The sequence below is a fragment of the Flavobacterium sp. GW821-FHT11G01 genome, assembly GCF_058808175.1.
Window position 1 is genome coordinate 22,997 of record NZ_JBXARK010000015.1, and the last position, 15,077, is coordinate 38,073.

The window sequence follows — 15,077 nt, forward strand, 5'->3', positions numbered from 1 at the left end:
GCATTTTTGCAAAATTAATGAAGGAAAAAATATGCGTTTACAACACAAAGACAAAGATGGCCGTGGCGAGATACATTTTCTGACTGAAGAATTGCAAATCAAGGACGCTTTTGAGAATCCAAAAAGCCAATTTTTGACGATTGCGTTGAACATCGGAGAAAGCCAAAAAATTACAATTGACGGTGTTATTTATGATTTTCCTTCCTGGAGCATTATTCCGTTGATTGCGTATCAAACTTTTTCTTTTGAAAATACAGAGACCATAAATTTCTGGCGTTACAATCGCGAATTTTACTGTATGGCAGACAGCCACGTTGAGATTAGCTGTATTGGATTAATATTCTTAGGATATTCAAAAAATTTATTTCTGGAACTGCGGGAACAGGACCGCATTAAAATTTCGGCTCTTAGTCAGCTTTTTATAGAAGAATTTGAATCGGAAGATTATATCAAAACCGATATGCTGCTGGCATTACTGAAACGTTTTGTCATCATCTTAACCCGATTGGCGAAACAACAGCATTTTAAAGATGAAGCTTTAACAGATGATAAATTCGATTTTATCCGACAGTTTAATTTTCATGTAGAAGGCAATTTCAGAAAAGAACATAAAGTGCAGTTTTATGCTGATTTAATGAATAAATCTCCCAAGACTTTATCGAATGTCTTTAGTTTATACAATTATAATTCTCCCATGTCTATTATTCATGACAGAATTATAAGCGAAGCAAAACGACTGCTTTTTTACAGCGATAAATCAGCAAAGGAAATTGCGTTTGAATTGGGTTTTGATGACGCAGCACACTTTAGCCGCTTCTTTAAAAATGCAACGAATCAAAATACTTCCAGCTTTCGCAAAAGTCTCGTAACTGAAACATAAAAAAATAACCACTTTATCGAGTGGTTATTTTTTTTAAACCCATTTTAAAAATTATAATTCCAAAATAGCGCCATCTTTTAATCGAAGAATACTAATTTCCTGATTTTCACCTGCATTATCCAAAGCATTTTCGATATCTGGAAACTGCGTATATAATGGCGGATTAAAAAACTGGGCATAATGCATCGGGATCAATTGTTTAGAACCTAAAATGCGTGTTGCGCTTACGGCCTGCGCCGGAGTCATGGTGCCGAACATTTCAATCGCAGGAACGACTTGCGGAACTGCTCCCACTACTCCGTTTACCGGTAAAAACGCAGCATCAAATGGTCCATATTTTTTAGCAATCTGCCACCAGTAACCGTGCCAGTTGGTATCTCCACCATGCAAAATCGTATGTTTTCCGTTGCTGATTACATAGGATATTTGTTCATCACCAATCCAGTCTACAGCGGGAACGGCAGTAATTGTAAAATCTCCAATGGTAAAAGTTTCATTCACTTTGGCGATGTTTGCGTTAAGATTAATTTTTAAAGCTTCGCTATAAACAGGCTCTGGTCCCCAAAGTTCTCCTTCGTATGCCAGAAGTTCCTTTAAAAAAGGCTGATCAAAATGATCCTGATGAATGTGCGTTATCAAAGCATGAACTTTTTCGGTTTTCGGTATAGCAATAGGGAAAATTGGAAATTTTGGTGTTCCTAAAAAAGGTTCCATGTTGGCTACATTTTGTAGCGGATCAATATATAATGTTGTGGTAGGGCTTTCTATCATTAAGCCTGCCCAGGATAGTCTTGTAATTTTCATTGAAATAAATTTAAAAGGTTTATAAATGATAACTGCTATACAAATCGATGCATAGCAGTTATTTTATTTATTTAAGATATTCTTTAAGCTGAGCCGACATTTGAATAAACAAATCTTTAGTTTGTGGCAATTCTGATAATGGATTCAATAATCCGAAATCGTGAATTACTCCGTTGTAGCGTACAGTTGTTGCTTTTACTCCGGCATCTAATAAATTACGCCCGTAAGCTTCACCTTCATCACGCAAAACATCATTTTCGGCAACTAAAATTAATGTTGGAGGCAAACCTTTTAATTGTTCTGCAGTTGCTAATAAAGGTGAAATATGAATATCATTTCGTTTAGAATGATCCGGTGCATAAAGATCATATAATTTGTCCATGAATTTAGTAGTTAAAAAACGGTCTTTTCCAAAAGCTTTAAATGATTCTGTAGTAAAATCAATAGCAGTTGTTGGCCACATTAATATTGTAGTTTTAATTTCGGGACCTTTTTTCTCTTTCGCCATTAAAGACACAACTGCTGCCATGTTTCCGCCGGCGCTATTTCCTATTACAGCTAATTTTTTTCCGTTTACATTAATTTCATGACCGTGTTCTGCAACCCATTTTGTGGCAGCATACGCTTCATTATTTGCAACCGGATATTGTGCTTCTGGAGTACGGGTATAGTTTACAAATACGCCAACTGCGCCAGAACCTAAAACCAAATCACGAACCATTCTTTTGTGTGTTGGATAATCGCCTATAATCCATCCGCCACCGTGAAAGAACATAAATACAGGCAAATCACCTTTTACACCTTTTGGTCGCATAATGTCTAACGAAATACTAAGACCATCAACTGTAATTGTTTTTTGAGATTCGGTTACTTTAGAATAATCGTAAGTAACACTTGCCTGAGCGCCTTCTAATACTTTACGGGCATCTGCAGCAGATAAAGTTTCGATTCCGGGACCATCATGAATCGCTTTTAGAAAATTACGAACATCTGGACTTAAGTGTGAATCTGTGGTGTAATCTACCTGAGCGTTTACACTTCCTGCTGAAAGGACAGCTAATAAAACAGCAGCAAATAAAGCTTTTGTTTTTCCAATTTTGGTAATCATTTGAGTTTTCATTTTATATGTGTTTTAATATTAAATTTTGTGAAGATTTATTGGTCTTTTACGCTTTGCTTTCGTACTGTTAAATCTACAGGACAAAGGTGCGACGATAACAAACCTCAAAAAATGGATAATATTCCCGAAGGATTGCCACTTTTGCTAATTGTTGATTTTAGATTGCAGATTTTAGATTTTAGATTTAAAAAATGCGTTTACATATAGTTAGTTTCTCTAAAATCTGTTACAAAAAAATAATTCAATACATCGTAATAAAGCAAACTAAAAAGCCAACTATTCGGGAAGATTATCCATTTTTTAAAAAGAGGATTTATTACACTTTTGCCCTTTAATTCTTAAATATTTTTATATTATGAAAACACTATCATTTATTTTTCAATGGGCATTACGCATTTTGGTTGCTTATTATTTAGTTCAGTATTCTTATGTTAAGCTTTCTGGTCAGCAAAGTGCCATCGAATTATTTACAATGCTAAATATGGAATCCTGGGGACGAATTACTATGGGAATTCTGGAACTCATCACCGTATTCCTGATTTTATATCCGCGTACTACAGCGCTTGGAGGTTTACTTGGAATGATATCCATGACGGCTGTTATTTTTTATCATTTAACTGAACTTGGAATTGCTATGAATGGCGATAGTTTTTTGTTTTTTATAGCGTGTGTCATTTTCGCTGCATCATTTATATTGGTTATTTTTAATCGTAAACAATTGACACATTGTATTTTTGCTTCGTAATTTATGTAGTTAGAGAGCTTTTCAATAAAGTAATTTTGAGCTTTTCACGAAAACGGTACAAACAAATTATATCGATCTTTGTACAGCAAACAATTAGTAAAAATGGAACAGGAAACTACCAAAATTCCGGGAATTGTGTATTCTAGCTTTGAAACGCAAAAGGTTATTGGCGAGCACTTTATTCTCGAACATGGATTGTGTTATATCATTTCGGGAAATTTAAAAGTTACCGATGCCGGACAAACAAGAGTTTTTGGTAGTGGCGATTTGGTATTTTACCGAAAAAATTTCCTTTCTAAGTTCACTAAAATACCAAACGAAAATGAACATTTCAGATCGATTACTGTGGTTTTCGACAGAGATATTTTAATGCAGTTTAGTCAACACTATAACATTGTTTATGATAAACCTTATGCTTTGAAAGATGCCGTTTTGCAACTAAAAAATGATGAGTTGCTCGAGAATTTCTATCAAACGCTTCTTCCCTATTTTAATTCAAATTTACCTGAACGGCTAATTTCATTGAAAAAACAAGAAGCTTTAATGTTGCTTTTACAAGTTAATCCCGATTTAAAAAATGTCCTATTTGATTTTAATCAACCGGGGAAAATTGATCTGGAAGTTTTTATGCAGCAGAATTTTAAGTTTAATGTCGATTTGAAAAAACTGGCATTTCTTACCGGAAGAAGTCTTGCAACATTTAAACGTGATTTCGAAAAAATTTTCCAGATGTCTCCCAATCGATGGCTTCAGAAAAGACGTTTGGAAGAAGCACATTATCTGATTAAAGAAAAAAACAAACGTCCATCTGATGTATATCATGAATTGGGATTTGAAAGTATTTCTCATTTCTCCTATTCTTTCAAGAAACTTTTTGGCGTGAATCCGTCTGCAATTTGATTTCATTTTATTGAAATAATCCACTAAACATAAATAATCTTACTATGAAAAAAGTAATCTTCATTACCGGAGCTTCCTCCGGTCTGGGCAAAGCTACGTCCTTATTTTTCGCACAACAAGACTGGAATGTAATCGCTACAATGCGAAATCCTGAAAAGGGAAATGAATTAAAAAACTACGAAAACATACTCGTAACAAAACTTGATGTATCTGACACTAAATCTATTAAAAGCGCTATTAACGAAGGAATTGAAAAATTCGGACATATTGATGCTTTGGTTAATAACGCCGGTTACGGTCAACAAGGTTTATTTGAAGCCGTTTCAGCAGAACAAATTCGTAAACAATTTGAAGTAAATGTATTTGGTTTGATGGATGTTACGCATGCTATTTTGCCACATTTCAGAAGCAGAAAACAAGGCACATTGGTAAATATAACTTCTGGTGCCGGACGCGTAACTGTACCTTTAATTTCGGTTTATGCGGCTTCTAAATTTGCGGTTGAAGGTTTTTCCGAATCACTTTCGTACGAATTGGAATCTCAAAACATCAAAGTAAAAATTATTGAACCGGGATATGTGGTTACGCCTTTTTATGAAAGAGCTGCTGCAGATTATGCATTTGATCCAAAATTAGAAGATTATGCAGATTTTCAGGAAGATATGAACTCGTTGTTTTCTTCTTTTGGAGAACAAAAAACAGCCACCGCAGCTGATGTTGCCAAAACTATTTACGGAGCTGTTACGGATGAAAGCCACACTTTGCGTTATATTGCAGGTCCGGATTTAGAACCTTTGGTTGCACTCAGAAACAGCAAACCGGATCAGGAATATATCGAAGTTTTGCGAAATCAATTTATGCCAAAAGCTTTTAAATAAAATAAATATCCATATTATCAATATTTCTGTTTTACAAATAGTTTTACTCGGCGTGAGGTGTAGAAAAAAAGAATATTTGATGAATACTTGTCTCAATACAGGATAATTACAAATTAATTCGCAATTATTTCTAGATAAAAACAGGACAAAACAATCAATTTCAGAAATAAAACATTATTATTACAGTAAAGGAAGTGTAGCAACAAAATACACAAGATAAATAACTGAAAAACAAAAAGTTAATTAAAAAAATTAACAATTTTATTTTCATGGCAAAATCGTGGCAAAACTATTTAGAATTCCTTTACTAAATAATATTAAATATAGGTGAAAGCTGTAAATCTCAGGATTCGCAGGTTTTTTTCTTTTATATTGTTTTTCAAATTTTTTAAAACCGCTCAAAATCTCTGTAGCAAAATTTTCTTATATCTGTACTCATAAACTAAAGATAAAGTTTTTTTTGCATTACTAAAGTACTTTAATAAATTGAGGGTTTTAAACTCGAAACTCTGACCAATAAAAAACCTGCACATTTTACATATGCAGGCTGGGTCAAAGAAACTTCAAATGCTTTCCTATTTCTTATCTTCTTCGTTGGCATCAAAGTTAATGGTATTATAAGCAGCTTCGGTAAGCGTTACGTCAGCCTGTTTTTCTTCTGCCAGGGTTTTCTCCAGCAGCAGTACTGTATCGTCCTCACCCAGTGTCGTGGCAAAAGCTGCCAGTGTGCCGTAAGTAGCAATTTCATAATGCTCAATTTTTTGGGATGCAGCTATAATTCCCGCATCACGCACCGGTCCTTTTTCAGTTTCTTCCATAATGCTTTCGCCTTCCTTGATAAGGCCTTCCATGGCATCGCATTTTTTAGCGGCTGTTTTCTCTCCTACGGATTTAAAAACCTGCTCAAGTCTGGTTACCTGCTCTTGGGTTACGGCAAGGTGATCATTAATGGCAGCGATCAGGTTCTGGGAAGTGGCATTTTTCGCCATTTTGGGAAGTGCTTTTACCAGCGCTTTTTCGGCCCAGTAAATATCTTTTAGAGAGTCTACAAACAATTCCCTAAGTCCGTCGGCCGCAGAAGGCTTTGCCTTTACTGTTCCCTTGGTACTTGTTTTGGCTGTTGTTGTTGTTTTTGATTTTGCCTCAGATGCTTTCACGGCATTTTTTGCCGTGGTTGTATTTTTTACTGCAGTTTTCATTATTTTGTTTTTTAAGATTATATCCAAATTTACAATACACTGGCTACTTTGCCGTTACAGCTTTTTCCGGGTTCGTTACAGTATTTAAATACGGTGCTGCGGCGTAATGGCCTGAAATCTTGCATTGTTGTTTTTTTTAGCTTTTCCACTGCACTATTTCTATTAGCCTACAGCGGTATGCACAAGGATTGCCCTGGTTTTAAAATTTTGGATTTTAAACAATTATCATCGCCAAAATAGTATCTTTACTTGCTGAACTTAACTTTATGGTATTAGAAAATTACACCACAATATTTTATGTTGATGATGACGAGGATGACAGATTATTTTTTGAAGAAGTAACACAGCAGATCGGTGAAAACATAAGCCTGTTCGAACTGGGGGACCAACTGCTATTACAGCTCGGTAACCCACCGCCATCTCCGTCGCTTATTTTCCTAGACCTCAATATGCCTATAAAGGACGGTTTTGAAGTACTGCACGAAATTAAAAGCAATCCTAATTTTACGGATGCGCCCGTTATTATCCTTTCTACGACAAACAATCCCGAAACCGTTCAAAGATGTTTTGAGCTGGGCGCATCGATGTACCTCAAGAAATCAATGTCAATTGGCGATCTGAAAAAATCACTTGAATTTGTGCTTGGCATAGACTGGGAAAACCATGCTGTTACAGCAGGCAATTTTGTGTACAAAAGATAACTAAAGGTATGAACAGTAATTTACATTTTCTTTCCGCAGGCGGTGAAATGGGACAGATTATCAGAAGCAAGGACTGGAAGGATTCTCCTGTCGGAGATCCTGCATTCTGGCCGCAGAGCCTGCGTACGGCACTGAGCATTATCCTGAATTCCAGGTTTCCAATGTTTCTTTTCTGGGGAAAGGAACTGACCTGTTTTTACAACGATGCCTACAGGCCCAGTTTGGGAAATGACGGAAAACACCCATCGATCCTCGGCACGCCCGGTGAATCGGCCTGGCCGGAAATATGGGAATTCATCAAGCCTCTTATTGATAACGTGCTACATAAAAAAGAAGCTTCCTGGCACGAGGATCAACTGCTGCCGATATACAGGAACGGAAAAATGGAAGATGTGTACTGGACCTTTAGTTACAGTCCTGTTATTGATGAAACCGAAAATCCGGCAGGTGTTTTTGTTACTTGCACGGAAACTACAGAAAAAGTAAAACTGCTTGACACGATAAGTGAAAGCCATAAACAGCTTGAATTTGCCATTGAGGCGGCCGAACTCGGCACGTACGATTACTCGCCTGCCACGGGGAAATTTACCGCCAATAACAGGCTCAAAGACTGGTTTGGCCTTCCGCATGAGGACCAGATCCACCTGCAGAATGCTATCGATGCCATACTGGACAGCGACAAGGAAATCGTACAGCATGCCATCGCAGAAGCACTGCGTTTCGGATCGGAAGGGAAATACGACCTGTATTACACCATTGTTCATCCGTTGACTTCAGAGAAAAAAATAGTGCATGCCAAAGGGAAGACTACCTTCGATGCAAATGGCAATGCCGTTAGGCTCGACGGGACTCTGCAGGATATCTCCCAGCAGGTGCACCAGAGCAATGAAAAAGACAAGGCATTACAGAAAGCATCACATACGGCCAGGCATCTCAACCTTGCCCTTGAGGCCGGTCAGCTGGGCTCCTACGAACTTAATATTGCCACAGAAACCATACAATGCTCCCTACAGTGCAAGATTAACTTCGGATTGAAACCAGATGAATCCCTGACTTACAGCGAATTTCTGGCAATGGTCCTAGATGAGGACCGCCCTGCAATGCAGGACGCATTTTATAAAGCCGTTACAGGCAATACCGTTTACGACGCCACATACCGCATCAATGCGGTGGACGGGACCCGTTGGATTCATGCTTCGGCAATGCCGGTGCAGGACAAGGACGGCAAAGTTACTGGAATGGCCGGTGTAACAGCCAACATTACGGAGCTTAGGCAAAGTCAGATTCAGGTTGCGGCAGCACTACAGCAGACCGCACTGAGCCGTGAGAAACTCAATATCGTGATTGAGGCCAGCGAATTGGGTACCTATGAACTGGACCTGAAAACCGGCGATATAGAAACTTCTCCACGCTTCTCCGAAATTTTTACCGGCACCGAACAGCAGGATTTTACCATTGCCAAAACCCGGATGCAGATCCATCCAGAAGACATGGAAAAACGCAATCAGGCACACAGGGAAGCCCGCGAAACCGGAAAACTATATTTTATCGGCCGCATCATCTGGCCAGATTCCTCCATTCATTGGATTGAAAGCAAAGGAAAAGTATTTTATGACCCTGATGGGACACCGGCCCATATGATAGGTACAGTCCAGGATGTAACAGAGGAAAAACAGGAACAGCAGATCCTGCATGAAAGTGAACAAAAATTTAGGCTTCTGGCCGATTCCATGGCGCAGCACGTGTGGACCAGCGACAGCAAAGGCAATTTAAATTATTTCAACCAGTCCGTTTACAGTTATTCAGGACTAACACCGCAGCAGCTACAGCAGGACGGCTGGCTCCAGATTGTACATCCAGACGACAGGCAGGCCAATATAGAAGCCTGGACAAAGGCCGTCGGTGAAGGATCTGATTTTATCCTGGAACACCGTTTTCGAAATGCCCGGGGAGAATACCGATGGCAGCTAAGCCGCGCCATCCCCCAGCGTGATGCTGAAGGAAAAATCCAGATGTGGGTCGGCACAAGCACTGATATACAGGAGCAGCGCTCCTTTACCGATGAACTCGAAGAGCGCGTACAGGAAAGGACCGTGCAGCTGCAGCAGAAAAATGTGGAACTCGAAACAATGAACAAGGAGCTCCAGACATTTGCCTATATATCAAGCCATGACCTGCAGGAACCACTGCGCAAAATACAGACTTTCTCCGACTTGATAATGCAAGGCGAAGCTTCGGGACTTTCTTCAAAAGGTCTGAATTATTTTGAACGCATGCGAAAATCTGCCGAAAGGATGCAGACCCTTATCGATGACCTGCTGGCCTATTCCCGAACTAGCAACCCGGATAAAACATTTGAAAGTATCAGTCTGGAACAGCTTATAAAGGAAATAAGGGAAGAAATAGCCGAGGAAATCCTGCAGCATAATGCCCGGATAGAGATATTGCACTCCGAGAACCTGACCATCATACAGTATCAGTTCAGGCAGCTGCTTTATAACCTGATTTCAAATGCCCTAAAATTTAAATCTGCCGATAAGGCGCCGAAAATAACTGTTTCTGCATCGATTTTTATGGGACATATCCCTGGCATGGATCCGCAGCTACAGTACCATATCCTGACCTTTGAAGACAACGGCATCGGATTTGACCAAAAACATGCATTGAAAATTTTCGAAGTTTTCCAGCGCCTGCATACCAAAGATAGTTATGAAGGGACCGGGATCGGACTTTCGATTGTCAAAAAGATTGTGGACAATCACCAAGGATTTATTATGGCGGAAAGCCAGCCAGGCTGCGGCGCAAAATTTAATATTTTTCTTCCGGCCAGATCCTGAAATTCAGGCTGCTTTGCTTTATGCGGCATTCACTTTTGGAAACACTTTTAGTATGAGTCCTTTAAGGCGCTCCTGATAATCTTCAATCAGCCACTGCTTATAATTGGTACTGGCATTCTCCAGGCATTTGACATATTCTTTGACACGCCACATGATCTCCGGCTGAAGGGCCTCGGCAAGGGATAAGGCTTCAGAGAGCGTAGCGGCATTATCCATGCACATTTTTGCCTGCTGCCTGATGGACTGCTGAATTACCGTTTTCGATTTTTTATCGTTATCAAGTGCTTCCTTATAGTGTGCTTCAACATCAAAAGTCATTTCAAGGGTATTGGGAAACTTCGCACGGAGTTCTGCCGAAAATCCATGGGAATGCACTGTTGAATCACCTGCTCCCTGATAATGGAGCTGTCTGGCAAATGCTTCGGGATGTTGAAAAACATTCTGCCAGTCAACGGGAGCTTCCCATTGCCCAAAACGCTGTATATTGTTACCCAGGTCGATGATCCCAAAAGATTTTTTCGAAGCAAGCTTTCGGGCTCCCCTGCCTACCATCTGGTGGTAAAGTGTTATGGAAGTTGTGGCACGGTTCAGTATAACATTTTGGATTGTCGGTTCATCAAATCCGGTAGTCAAAATGGAAACCGAAGTCAAGACGGCATCTTTTGTTTTTTTTAACCACTTCAGGATTTCCTTTCTTTCCTGCTCGGAAGTTTTATTGTCAAGATGCCTGATCGCAATACCGGCGCAGGTAAAAGTTTCATATACTTTTTCAGAAGCAGCAATGCCATTATTGAAGATAAGTGTCTTTTTTCCTGCAGCACGCTCCTTATATGCATTTAAAAGCAGTTCCTGCATAGCCTGGGAACTGTACAGTTCATTGGAAGAACTGACCGTATAGTCTCCATGAAGTCCTGTTTTAAGTGAGTTGAGTTCTACTTCATACACGTAGGTTTTCGGTCTGGCCAGAAATCCTTTCTCGATAAGCCTTGAGATACTCTCACCTGTAATTAAAGAATTATATTGAAGGTTCATCGGTTTGGTAACATCGGAACTGAAAGGTGTTGCGGTAACCCCTATAATAGATGCGTTTTTAAAGCTGCCCATTAATTTCCTAAATGAATTATGATGGGCTTCATCCACAATCACAAGCCCTACCTCTGAAGTTTTTATCTTTTTTGATTTTATCCTGTTGCGAAGTGTTTCCACCATAGCCACATAACATTCACAGCCCGCTTTCAGATTCGCGCTTCCACTATTGATAACACGGTTTTTAACCCCAATATTTTTCAATGTTCGCGAGGTCTGCGTGCACAATTCCTTGCGGTGGGTCAAAACCATGACCTTTTTGCCAAAGCGTTCCATGAATTGTCTGGCGATTTCTGAAAAGACAACGGTCTTTCCTCCTCCAGTCGGCAACTGGTACAAGAGCTTCAGGTTTGAGATATTTTCGATCTGGTCGAGTATGTGCTCAATATCGTTCTGCTGATAGACATATAATGCCTGAACAGGATTGGGTATGGTTGTTTTCATTTTTGTGTCTATTTTTTACAATGGTCGCCGCCTACCTATTTTTACGTATTGGCAGGCAAAAGCTGCGACTCCATAAATTTTCCAGTTACGATAGTTCCCTGTTCATCTTCCCATTGTGTGATCACGTTCTCTATTAATTCCGGTTCAAAACCGACTACTTCCATTATCTGGGTGCCAAATTCCTGCTGCACCTGTTGTCCTTTTCTTAACATAATTCTCATTATTACGGTTTATCGATTCAATAATTAGTTTCAAAGCTCGTCTGCTTTTTAAGAAAGCTTGAAATGATAACATAAAAGTACTGCTATACCACTGAAGCAGTTTTACAGCATTACGCAATTACTTTTACATGATCCTCATAACAAACTATTGTTCAATTAAGTTGACCCAGGCTCCTTGTAAAGCATACAGAAGTACCTGCTTAAAGTTCTTGTCTTTTACCTCAAACAGTATTACAGCTTAATAATCCGGTGTCAGTTGTGCCCAGAACACATTCTCATAAATTTCTGCCAAGCCATAGACGGGAACTGTGGAAATCTATTAAAAAAAAGTAGCTCAGAACCTGTAAGAATATAAAGTTTACTTTTAAAAAATTGCTTTTTAACATTTAATGTCGGAATGCCAATGGTAGCCACTGCAGCTTGCTTTTTCATGAATTTTTTGTCTTACAGTTGCCAAAATCATCCTTGTATTTTTGCAACATATTAAAAAAATTCTATAATAATGATCCCTTGATGTTATTTACATTTGATTGAATATCAGTTAAGAAAAGTATGTATTACTCTAAGATCAATTATTATGGAGGTTAAAAAAGCAATATCACGTCGTGCTGCGCTCACAGGAATGGGAGCAGTACTTGCAACTGCGGCAATAAACCCTGCACTTGCCAATAGTCTACAGACTGGCAACAATCAACAGACAAATGGATCGGAAGACCCGACAACCAAATATCCGAGACCGCCTTTTAAGGAACAGTCACAACCGTGGCCGGGACTGGTGAGTAAAATGGACCCAAGACCTGATCACGGTGAAAAAAGCTATAAAGGCAGCAATCGCTTAAAAGGCCGTAAGGCACTTATAACAGGAGGTGATTCCGGAATGGGAAGAGCTGCAGCAATTGCCTATGCCAGAGAGGGTGCTGATGTGGCAATTAACTATTTTCCCACCGAAGAAGAAGATGCAAAAGAAGTAATCCAACTGATAAAAGCCGAAGGACGCAAGGCCGTTGCAATTCCTGGAGATCTGCGTGATGAGGCGTTCTGCAAATCACTTGTTGATCGGGCAGTCAAAGAACTTGGGGGACTTGATATAGTAGTTAATAATGCCGCCAGACAGCAAACTCATGCTTCAATTTTAGACATCTCAACAGAAGAATTCGACTGGACTATGAAAACCAATATCTATGCTCCTTTCTGGATCATCAAGGCAGCACTACCCCATTTAAAAGCAGGATCTTCGATAATTGGAACGAGTTCTGTACAGGCCTATGCTCCTACCGAAGATTTATACGATTATGCGCAGACAAAAGCCGCAACAACAAACTATATTAAATCGCTCGCAAAACAACTTGCGCCAAAAGGGATCAGGGTAAATGGTGTGGCACCAGGACCTATATGGACGCCCCTGCAGGTAAGCGGTGGAGCTACTATGGAAAAACTCAAACAATTTGGTTCACAGACACCAATGGGAAGACCTGGACAGCCGGCTGAACTTGCTTCTATTTATGTACAGCTTGCCGCTAATGATGCCAGTTATGCCACAGGCCAGATATATGGTTCCAGCGGTGGAGAGGGCAATCCTTAAAATGAATAGGAAATCCTTTTAAAGTTATATCCTGTGATAAATAATACAAGATCACATAACTTGTCGCAATAAAAAACCTCTGAACATTTACAGAGGTTTTCATTTTTTAGTCATAAATAACTTAGCTTACTTATCAACTAATTTAAACACCATGCAAGAAATATTTTTTAAGGATTGGAAAAGCATTGAGCATGTTATCCTGTCCACCATCATAGCCTTTATCACGCTATTTTTTTTCGTCAGGATTTCAGGCAAACGCACGCTATCAAAACTTAATGCTTTTGATTTCGTTGTAACTGTTGCTTTGGGATCGACGCTGTCGTACATGATGTTGGCAATCGTTCCTCTTTTGGAGGGTGCAATCGTATTGTTTCTGATTATTATCATGCAATATATTTTTGCCTGGACTGCCCGTTCATCAAAGAAAATGGAAAGGTTTATTAATGCAGTACCCAGCCTTATCTTCTATGATGGCAAATTTATAGAGAAAACAATGGCAAAAGAAGCCATAACTAAAGCAGAAATATTCTCAACAATCAGAAATGTGGGTATCGACCAGATTGGGGAGGTCAAAGCAATCGTTATGGAACTGAATGGACAAATTACTGTAGTCCGAAAATCATCAGGCAACGGAAATAGTTCGTTAGATGACATTGTTTTGTAAGTGATTCATTAAAAATCTACTGATAGAATGCAATATTTACTACTATGGCGTTGGAATTTTCATGCTAAGAATTTGGCATTCATTTCTGGTAATTGTTACTAAAAACAAGATGAAAATTTAACAATCTTCTTTCTGTATTATGTAAAAACAACTGTCCTTAAAGGTTTAATTTTAATAGATGATAAATGCTGATTAGCTAATTAGCCATTCATTTATCTCTTACTTATAAAATTATTAATATGGAATTAGATAATTATTTTCATATACCTGATCAGATTTCAGGCGATATGACTTACGAAGAAACGCTTTTAGTGAATTATGATCAGGATTTTAATGCCAGGTTGGCAGCTAGCAACCACTATAACCTGAAACTTGGAAAACTTAAAGAAGATTTGGACGATGATTTCGAATCCGAATATGACGAAAATGATTGGGAAGAAGAAGATTCAAAAGATCCACAAGAAGAATCTGATATGGATGAGAAAGATCCTGGAACATTTCTAATGTAAAGCAAAAAATAGATATAGCCTCAAAGCAATCGGTATTAACTCCTATACAAAAATTTTACAAATTACGGTAAAGCCACAAAAATATCATGAAATTTTATTCATATAGTGCTTATTTACATATCTATTCTTAAAGATGCATTTCCAAAGTGAGAATTCAATAAGGGTTGAGGAAAATTATGTAAGATTCTACATGTAAAAAAATTTACTTTTGAGAAATAAACAATTGATTTCCTTAAACCTAAAATAATTACTATGACATTTCAAAGCTACTTTTATAGACCTGAACAATCCAAAGAAGAAACGATTTCTTATGAAGAACAACTTCTTTTACATTATGATGACTGTTTTGAAGATGGTTGTGCACACAACTGGACATCCCATCATCCACTTTACAACATTGACCTTGGAGATTTAGAGGTTTAATTTGTGCATGGAATTTCCATCTATAGCTTATTACACTTTTTCTTCGGGTTTTACTCTTTGAGCGAAATATAAAATTTCAATAGA

15 protein-coding genes are annotated in these 15,077 nt (G+C 38.6%); 10 read left to right on the forward strand and 5 right to left on the reverse strand.

The genetic code is table 11. The features are described from left to right. Positions 1-31: 31 nt before the first annotated feature. Entirely contained in the window at positions 32-880 is an 849-nt protein-coding gene (locus tag AC1RRN_RS20710) for an AraC family transcriptional regulator (protein ID WP_492969127.1), read from the forward strand. Positions 881-931: 51 nt separating this feature from the next. On the opposite strand, the gene AC1RRN_RS20715 is transcribed toward AC1RRN_RS20710, so the two are convergent. Together AC1RRN_RS20715 and AC1RRN_RS20720 are read right to left on the reverse strand one after the other, a co-directional pair. Next, positions 932-1,684 (reverse strand): MBL fold metallo-hydrolase, encoded by a 753-nt coding sequence (locus AC1RRN_RS20715; protein ID WP_492969128.1) that lies wholly within the window; start codon positions 1,682-1,684, stop codon positions 932-934. 67 nt (positions 1,685-1,751) lie between these two features. Beyond that, entirely contained in the window at positions 1,752-2,804 is a 1,053-nt protein-coding gene (locus AC1RRN_RS20720) for an alpha/beta hydrolase (protein ID WP_492969129.1), read from the reverse strand. Positions 2,805-3,159: 355 nt separating this feature from the next. Between AC1RRN_RS20720 and AC1RRN_RS20725 the strand changes: the two genes are divergently transcribed. From AC1RRN_RS20725 to AC1RRN_RS20735, 3 genes are all read left to right on the forward strand, one after another. Further along, positions 3,160-3,549 (forward strand): DoxX family protein, encoded by a 390-nt coding sequence (locus AC1RRN_RS20725; RefSeq protein ID WP_492969130.1) that lies wholly within the window; start codon positions 3,160-3,162, stop codon positions 3,547-3,549. Between the two features lie 102 nt (positions 3,550-3,651). Continuing rightward, positions 3,652-4,449, forward strand: a complete 798-nt coding sequence (locus tag AC1RRN_RS20730) for an AraC family transcriptional regulator (protein WP_492969131.1) — start codon at positions 3,652-3,654, stop codon at positions 4,447-4,449. 44 nt (positions 4,450-4,493) lie between these two features. Beyond that, on the forward strand, positions 4,494-5,327 hold the full coding sequence (locus AC1RRN_RS20735; RefSeq protein WP_492969132.1) for an SDR family oxidoreductase: 834 nt from the start codon (positions 4,494-4,496) through the stop codon (positions 5,325-5,327). Positions 5,328-5,902: 575 nt separating this feature from the next. Here AC1RRN_RS20735 and AC1RRN_RS20740 read toward each other — a convergent pair. Beyond that, positions 5,903-6,526, reverse strand: a complete 624-nt coding sequence (locus tag AC1RRN_RS20740; protein ID WP_492969133.1) for a YciE/YciF ferroxidase family protein — start codon at positions 6,524-6,526, stop codon at positions 5,903-5,905. A gap of 266 nt (positions 6,527-6,792) precedes the next feature. On the opposite strand from AC1RRN_RS20740, the gene AC1RRN_RS20745 reads away from it, so the two are divergent. Together AC1RRN_RS20745 and AC1RRN_RS20750 are read left to right on the forward strand one after the other, a co-directional pair. Beyond that, the gene (locus AC1RRN_RS20745; protein WP_492969134.1) at positions 6,793-7,227 is read left to right on the forward strand and encodes a response regulator; all 435 of its coding nucleotides are present in this window, start codon (positions 6,793-6,795) and stop codon (positions 7,225-7,227) included. 8 nt (positions 7,228-7,235) lie between these two features. Next, a complete protein-coding gene (locus AC1RRN_RS20750; RefSeq protein WP_492969135.1) occupies positions 7,236-10,064 on the forward strand; it encodes a PAS domain-containing sensor histidine kinase in 2,829 nt (942 codons plus the stop codon). Between the two features lie 18 nt (positions 10,065-10,082). Here the strand turns inward: AC1RRN_RS20750 and AC1RRN_RS20755 are convergent, their stop codons facing one another. Next, positions 10,083-11,594: a DEAD/DEAH box helicase gene (locus AC1RRN_RS20755; RefSeq protein WP_492969136.1), complete on the reverse strand. Its 1,512-nt coding sequence runs from the start codon at positions 11,592-11,594 to the stop codon at positions 10,083-10,085. A gap of 41 nt (positions 11,595-11,635) precedes the next feature. Then, on the reverse strand, positions 11,636-11,758 hold the full coding sequence (locus tag AC1RRN_RS20760) for a hypothetical protein (RefSeq protein ID WP_492969137.1): 123 nt from the start codon (positions 11,756-11,758) through the stop codon (positions 11,636-11,638). Positions 11,759-12,392: 634 nt separating this feature from the next. Between AC1RRN_RS20760 and AC1RRN_RS20765 the strand changes: the two genes are divergently transcribed. From AC1RRN_RS20765 to AC1RRN_RS20780, 4 genes are all read left to right on the forward strand, one after another. After that, entirely contained in the window at positions 12,393-13,397 is a 1,005-nt protein-coding gene (locus AC1RRN_RS20765; protein ID WP_492969138.1) for an SDR family oxidoreductase, read from the forward strand. 151 nt (positions 13,398-13,548) lie between these two features. Further along, on the forward strand, positions 13,549-14,061 hold the full coding sequence (locus AC1RRN_RS20770; RefSeq protein WP_492969139.1) for a DUF421 domain-containing protein: 513 nt from the start codon (positions 13,549-13,551) through the stop codon (positions 14,059-14,061). Between the two features lie 239 nt (positions 14,062-14,300). Next, complete coding sequence (locus AC1RRN_RS20775; RefSeq protein WP_492969140.1) at positions 14,301-14,570, forward strand: hypothetical protein; 270 nt, start codon at positions 14,301-14,303, stop codon at positions 14,568-14,570. A 252-nt stretch (positions 14,571-14,822) separates the two neighbouring features. Next, positions 14,823-14,993, forward strand: a complete 171-nt coding sequence (locus AC1RRN_RS20780) for a hypothetical protein (RefSeq protein WP_492969141.1) — start codon at positions 14,823-14,825, stop codon at positions 14,991-14,993. Positions 14,994-15,077 lie beyond the last annotated feature (84 nt).

Excerpts from the sequence above, each read along its gene's own strand:
- AC1RRN_RS20710 (WP_492969127.1), top strand. The coding sequence starts at position 32 with ATGCGTTTACAACACAAAGACAAAGATGGCCGTGGCGAGATACATTTT.
- AC1RRN_RS20715 (WP_492969128.1), bottom strand. The coding sequence starts at position 1,684 with ATGAAAATTACAAGACTATCCTGGGCAGGCTTAATGATAGAAAGCCCT.
- AC1RRN_RS20720 (WP_492969129.1), bottom strand. The coding sequence starts at position 2,804 with ATGAAAACTCAAATGATTACCAAAATTGGAAAAACAAAAGCTTTATTT.
- AC1RRN_RS20725 (WP_492969130.1), top strand. The coding sequence starts at position 3,160 with ATGAAAACACTATCATTTATTTTTCAATGGGCATTACGCATTTTGGTT.
- AC1RRN_RS20730 (WP_492969131.1), top strand. The coding sequence starts at position 3,652 with ATGGAACAGGAAACTACCAAAATTCCGGGAATTGTGTATTCTAGCTTT.
- AC1RRN_RS20735 (WP_492969132.1), top strand. The coding sequence starts at position 4,494 with ATGAAAAAAGTAATCTTCATTACCGGAGCTTCCTCCGGTCTGGGCAAA.
- AC1RRN_RS20740 (WP_492969133.1), bottom strand. The coding sequence starts at position 6,526 with ATGAAAACTGCAGTAAAAAATACAACCACGGCAAAAAATGCCGTGAAA.
- AC1RRN_RS20745 (WP_492969134.1), top strand. The coding sequence starts at position 6,793 with ATGGTATTAGAAAATTACACCACAATATTTTATGTTGATGATGACGAG.
- AC1RRN_RS20750 (WP_492969135.1), top strand. The coding sequence starts at position 7,236 with ATGAACAGTAATTTACATTTTCTTTCCGCAGGCGGTGAAATGGGACAG.
- AC1RRN_RS20755 (WP_492969136.1), bottom strand. The coding sequence starts at position 11,594 with ATGAAAACAACCATACCCAATCCTGTTCAGGCATTATATGTCTATCAG.
- AC1RRN_RS20760 (WP_492969137.1), bottom strand. The coding sequence starts at position 11,758 with ATGGAAGTAGTCGGTTTTGAACCGGAATTAATAGAGAACGTGATCACA.
- AC1RRN_RS20765 (WP_492969138.1), top strand. The coding sequence starts at position 12,393 with ATGGAGGTTAAAAAAGCAATATCACGTCGTGCTGCGCTCACAGGAATG.
- AC1RRN_RS20770 (WP_492969139.1), top strand. The coding sequence starts at position 13,549 with ATGCAAGAAATATTTTTTAAGGATTGGAAAAGCATTGAGCATGTTATC.
- AC1RRN_RS20775 (WP_492969140.1), top strand. The coding sequence starts at position 14,301 with ATGGAATTAGATAATTATTTTCATATACCTGATCAGATTTCAGGCGAT.
- AC1RRN_RS20780 (WP_492969141.1), top strand. The coding sequence starts at position 14,823 with ATGACATTTCAAAGCTACTTTTATAGACCTGAACAATCCAAAGAAGAA.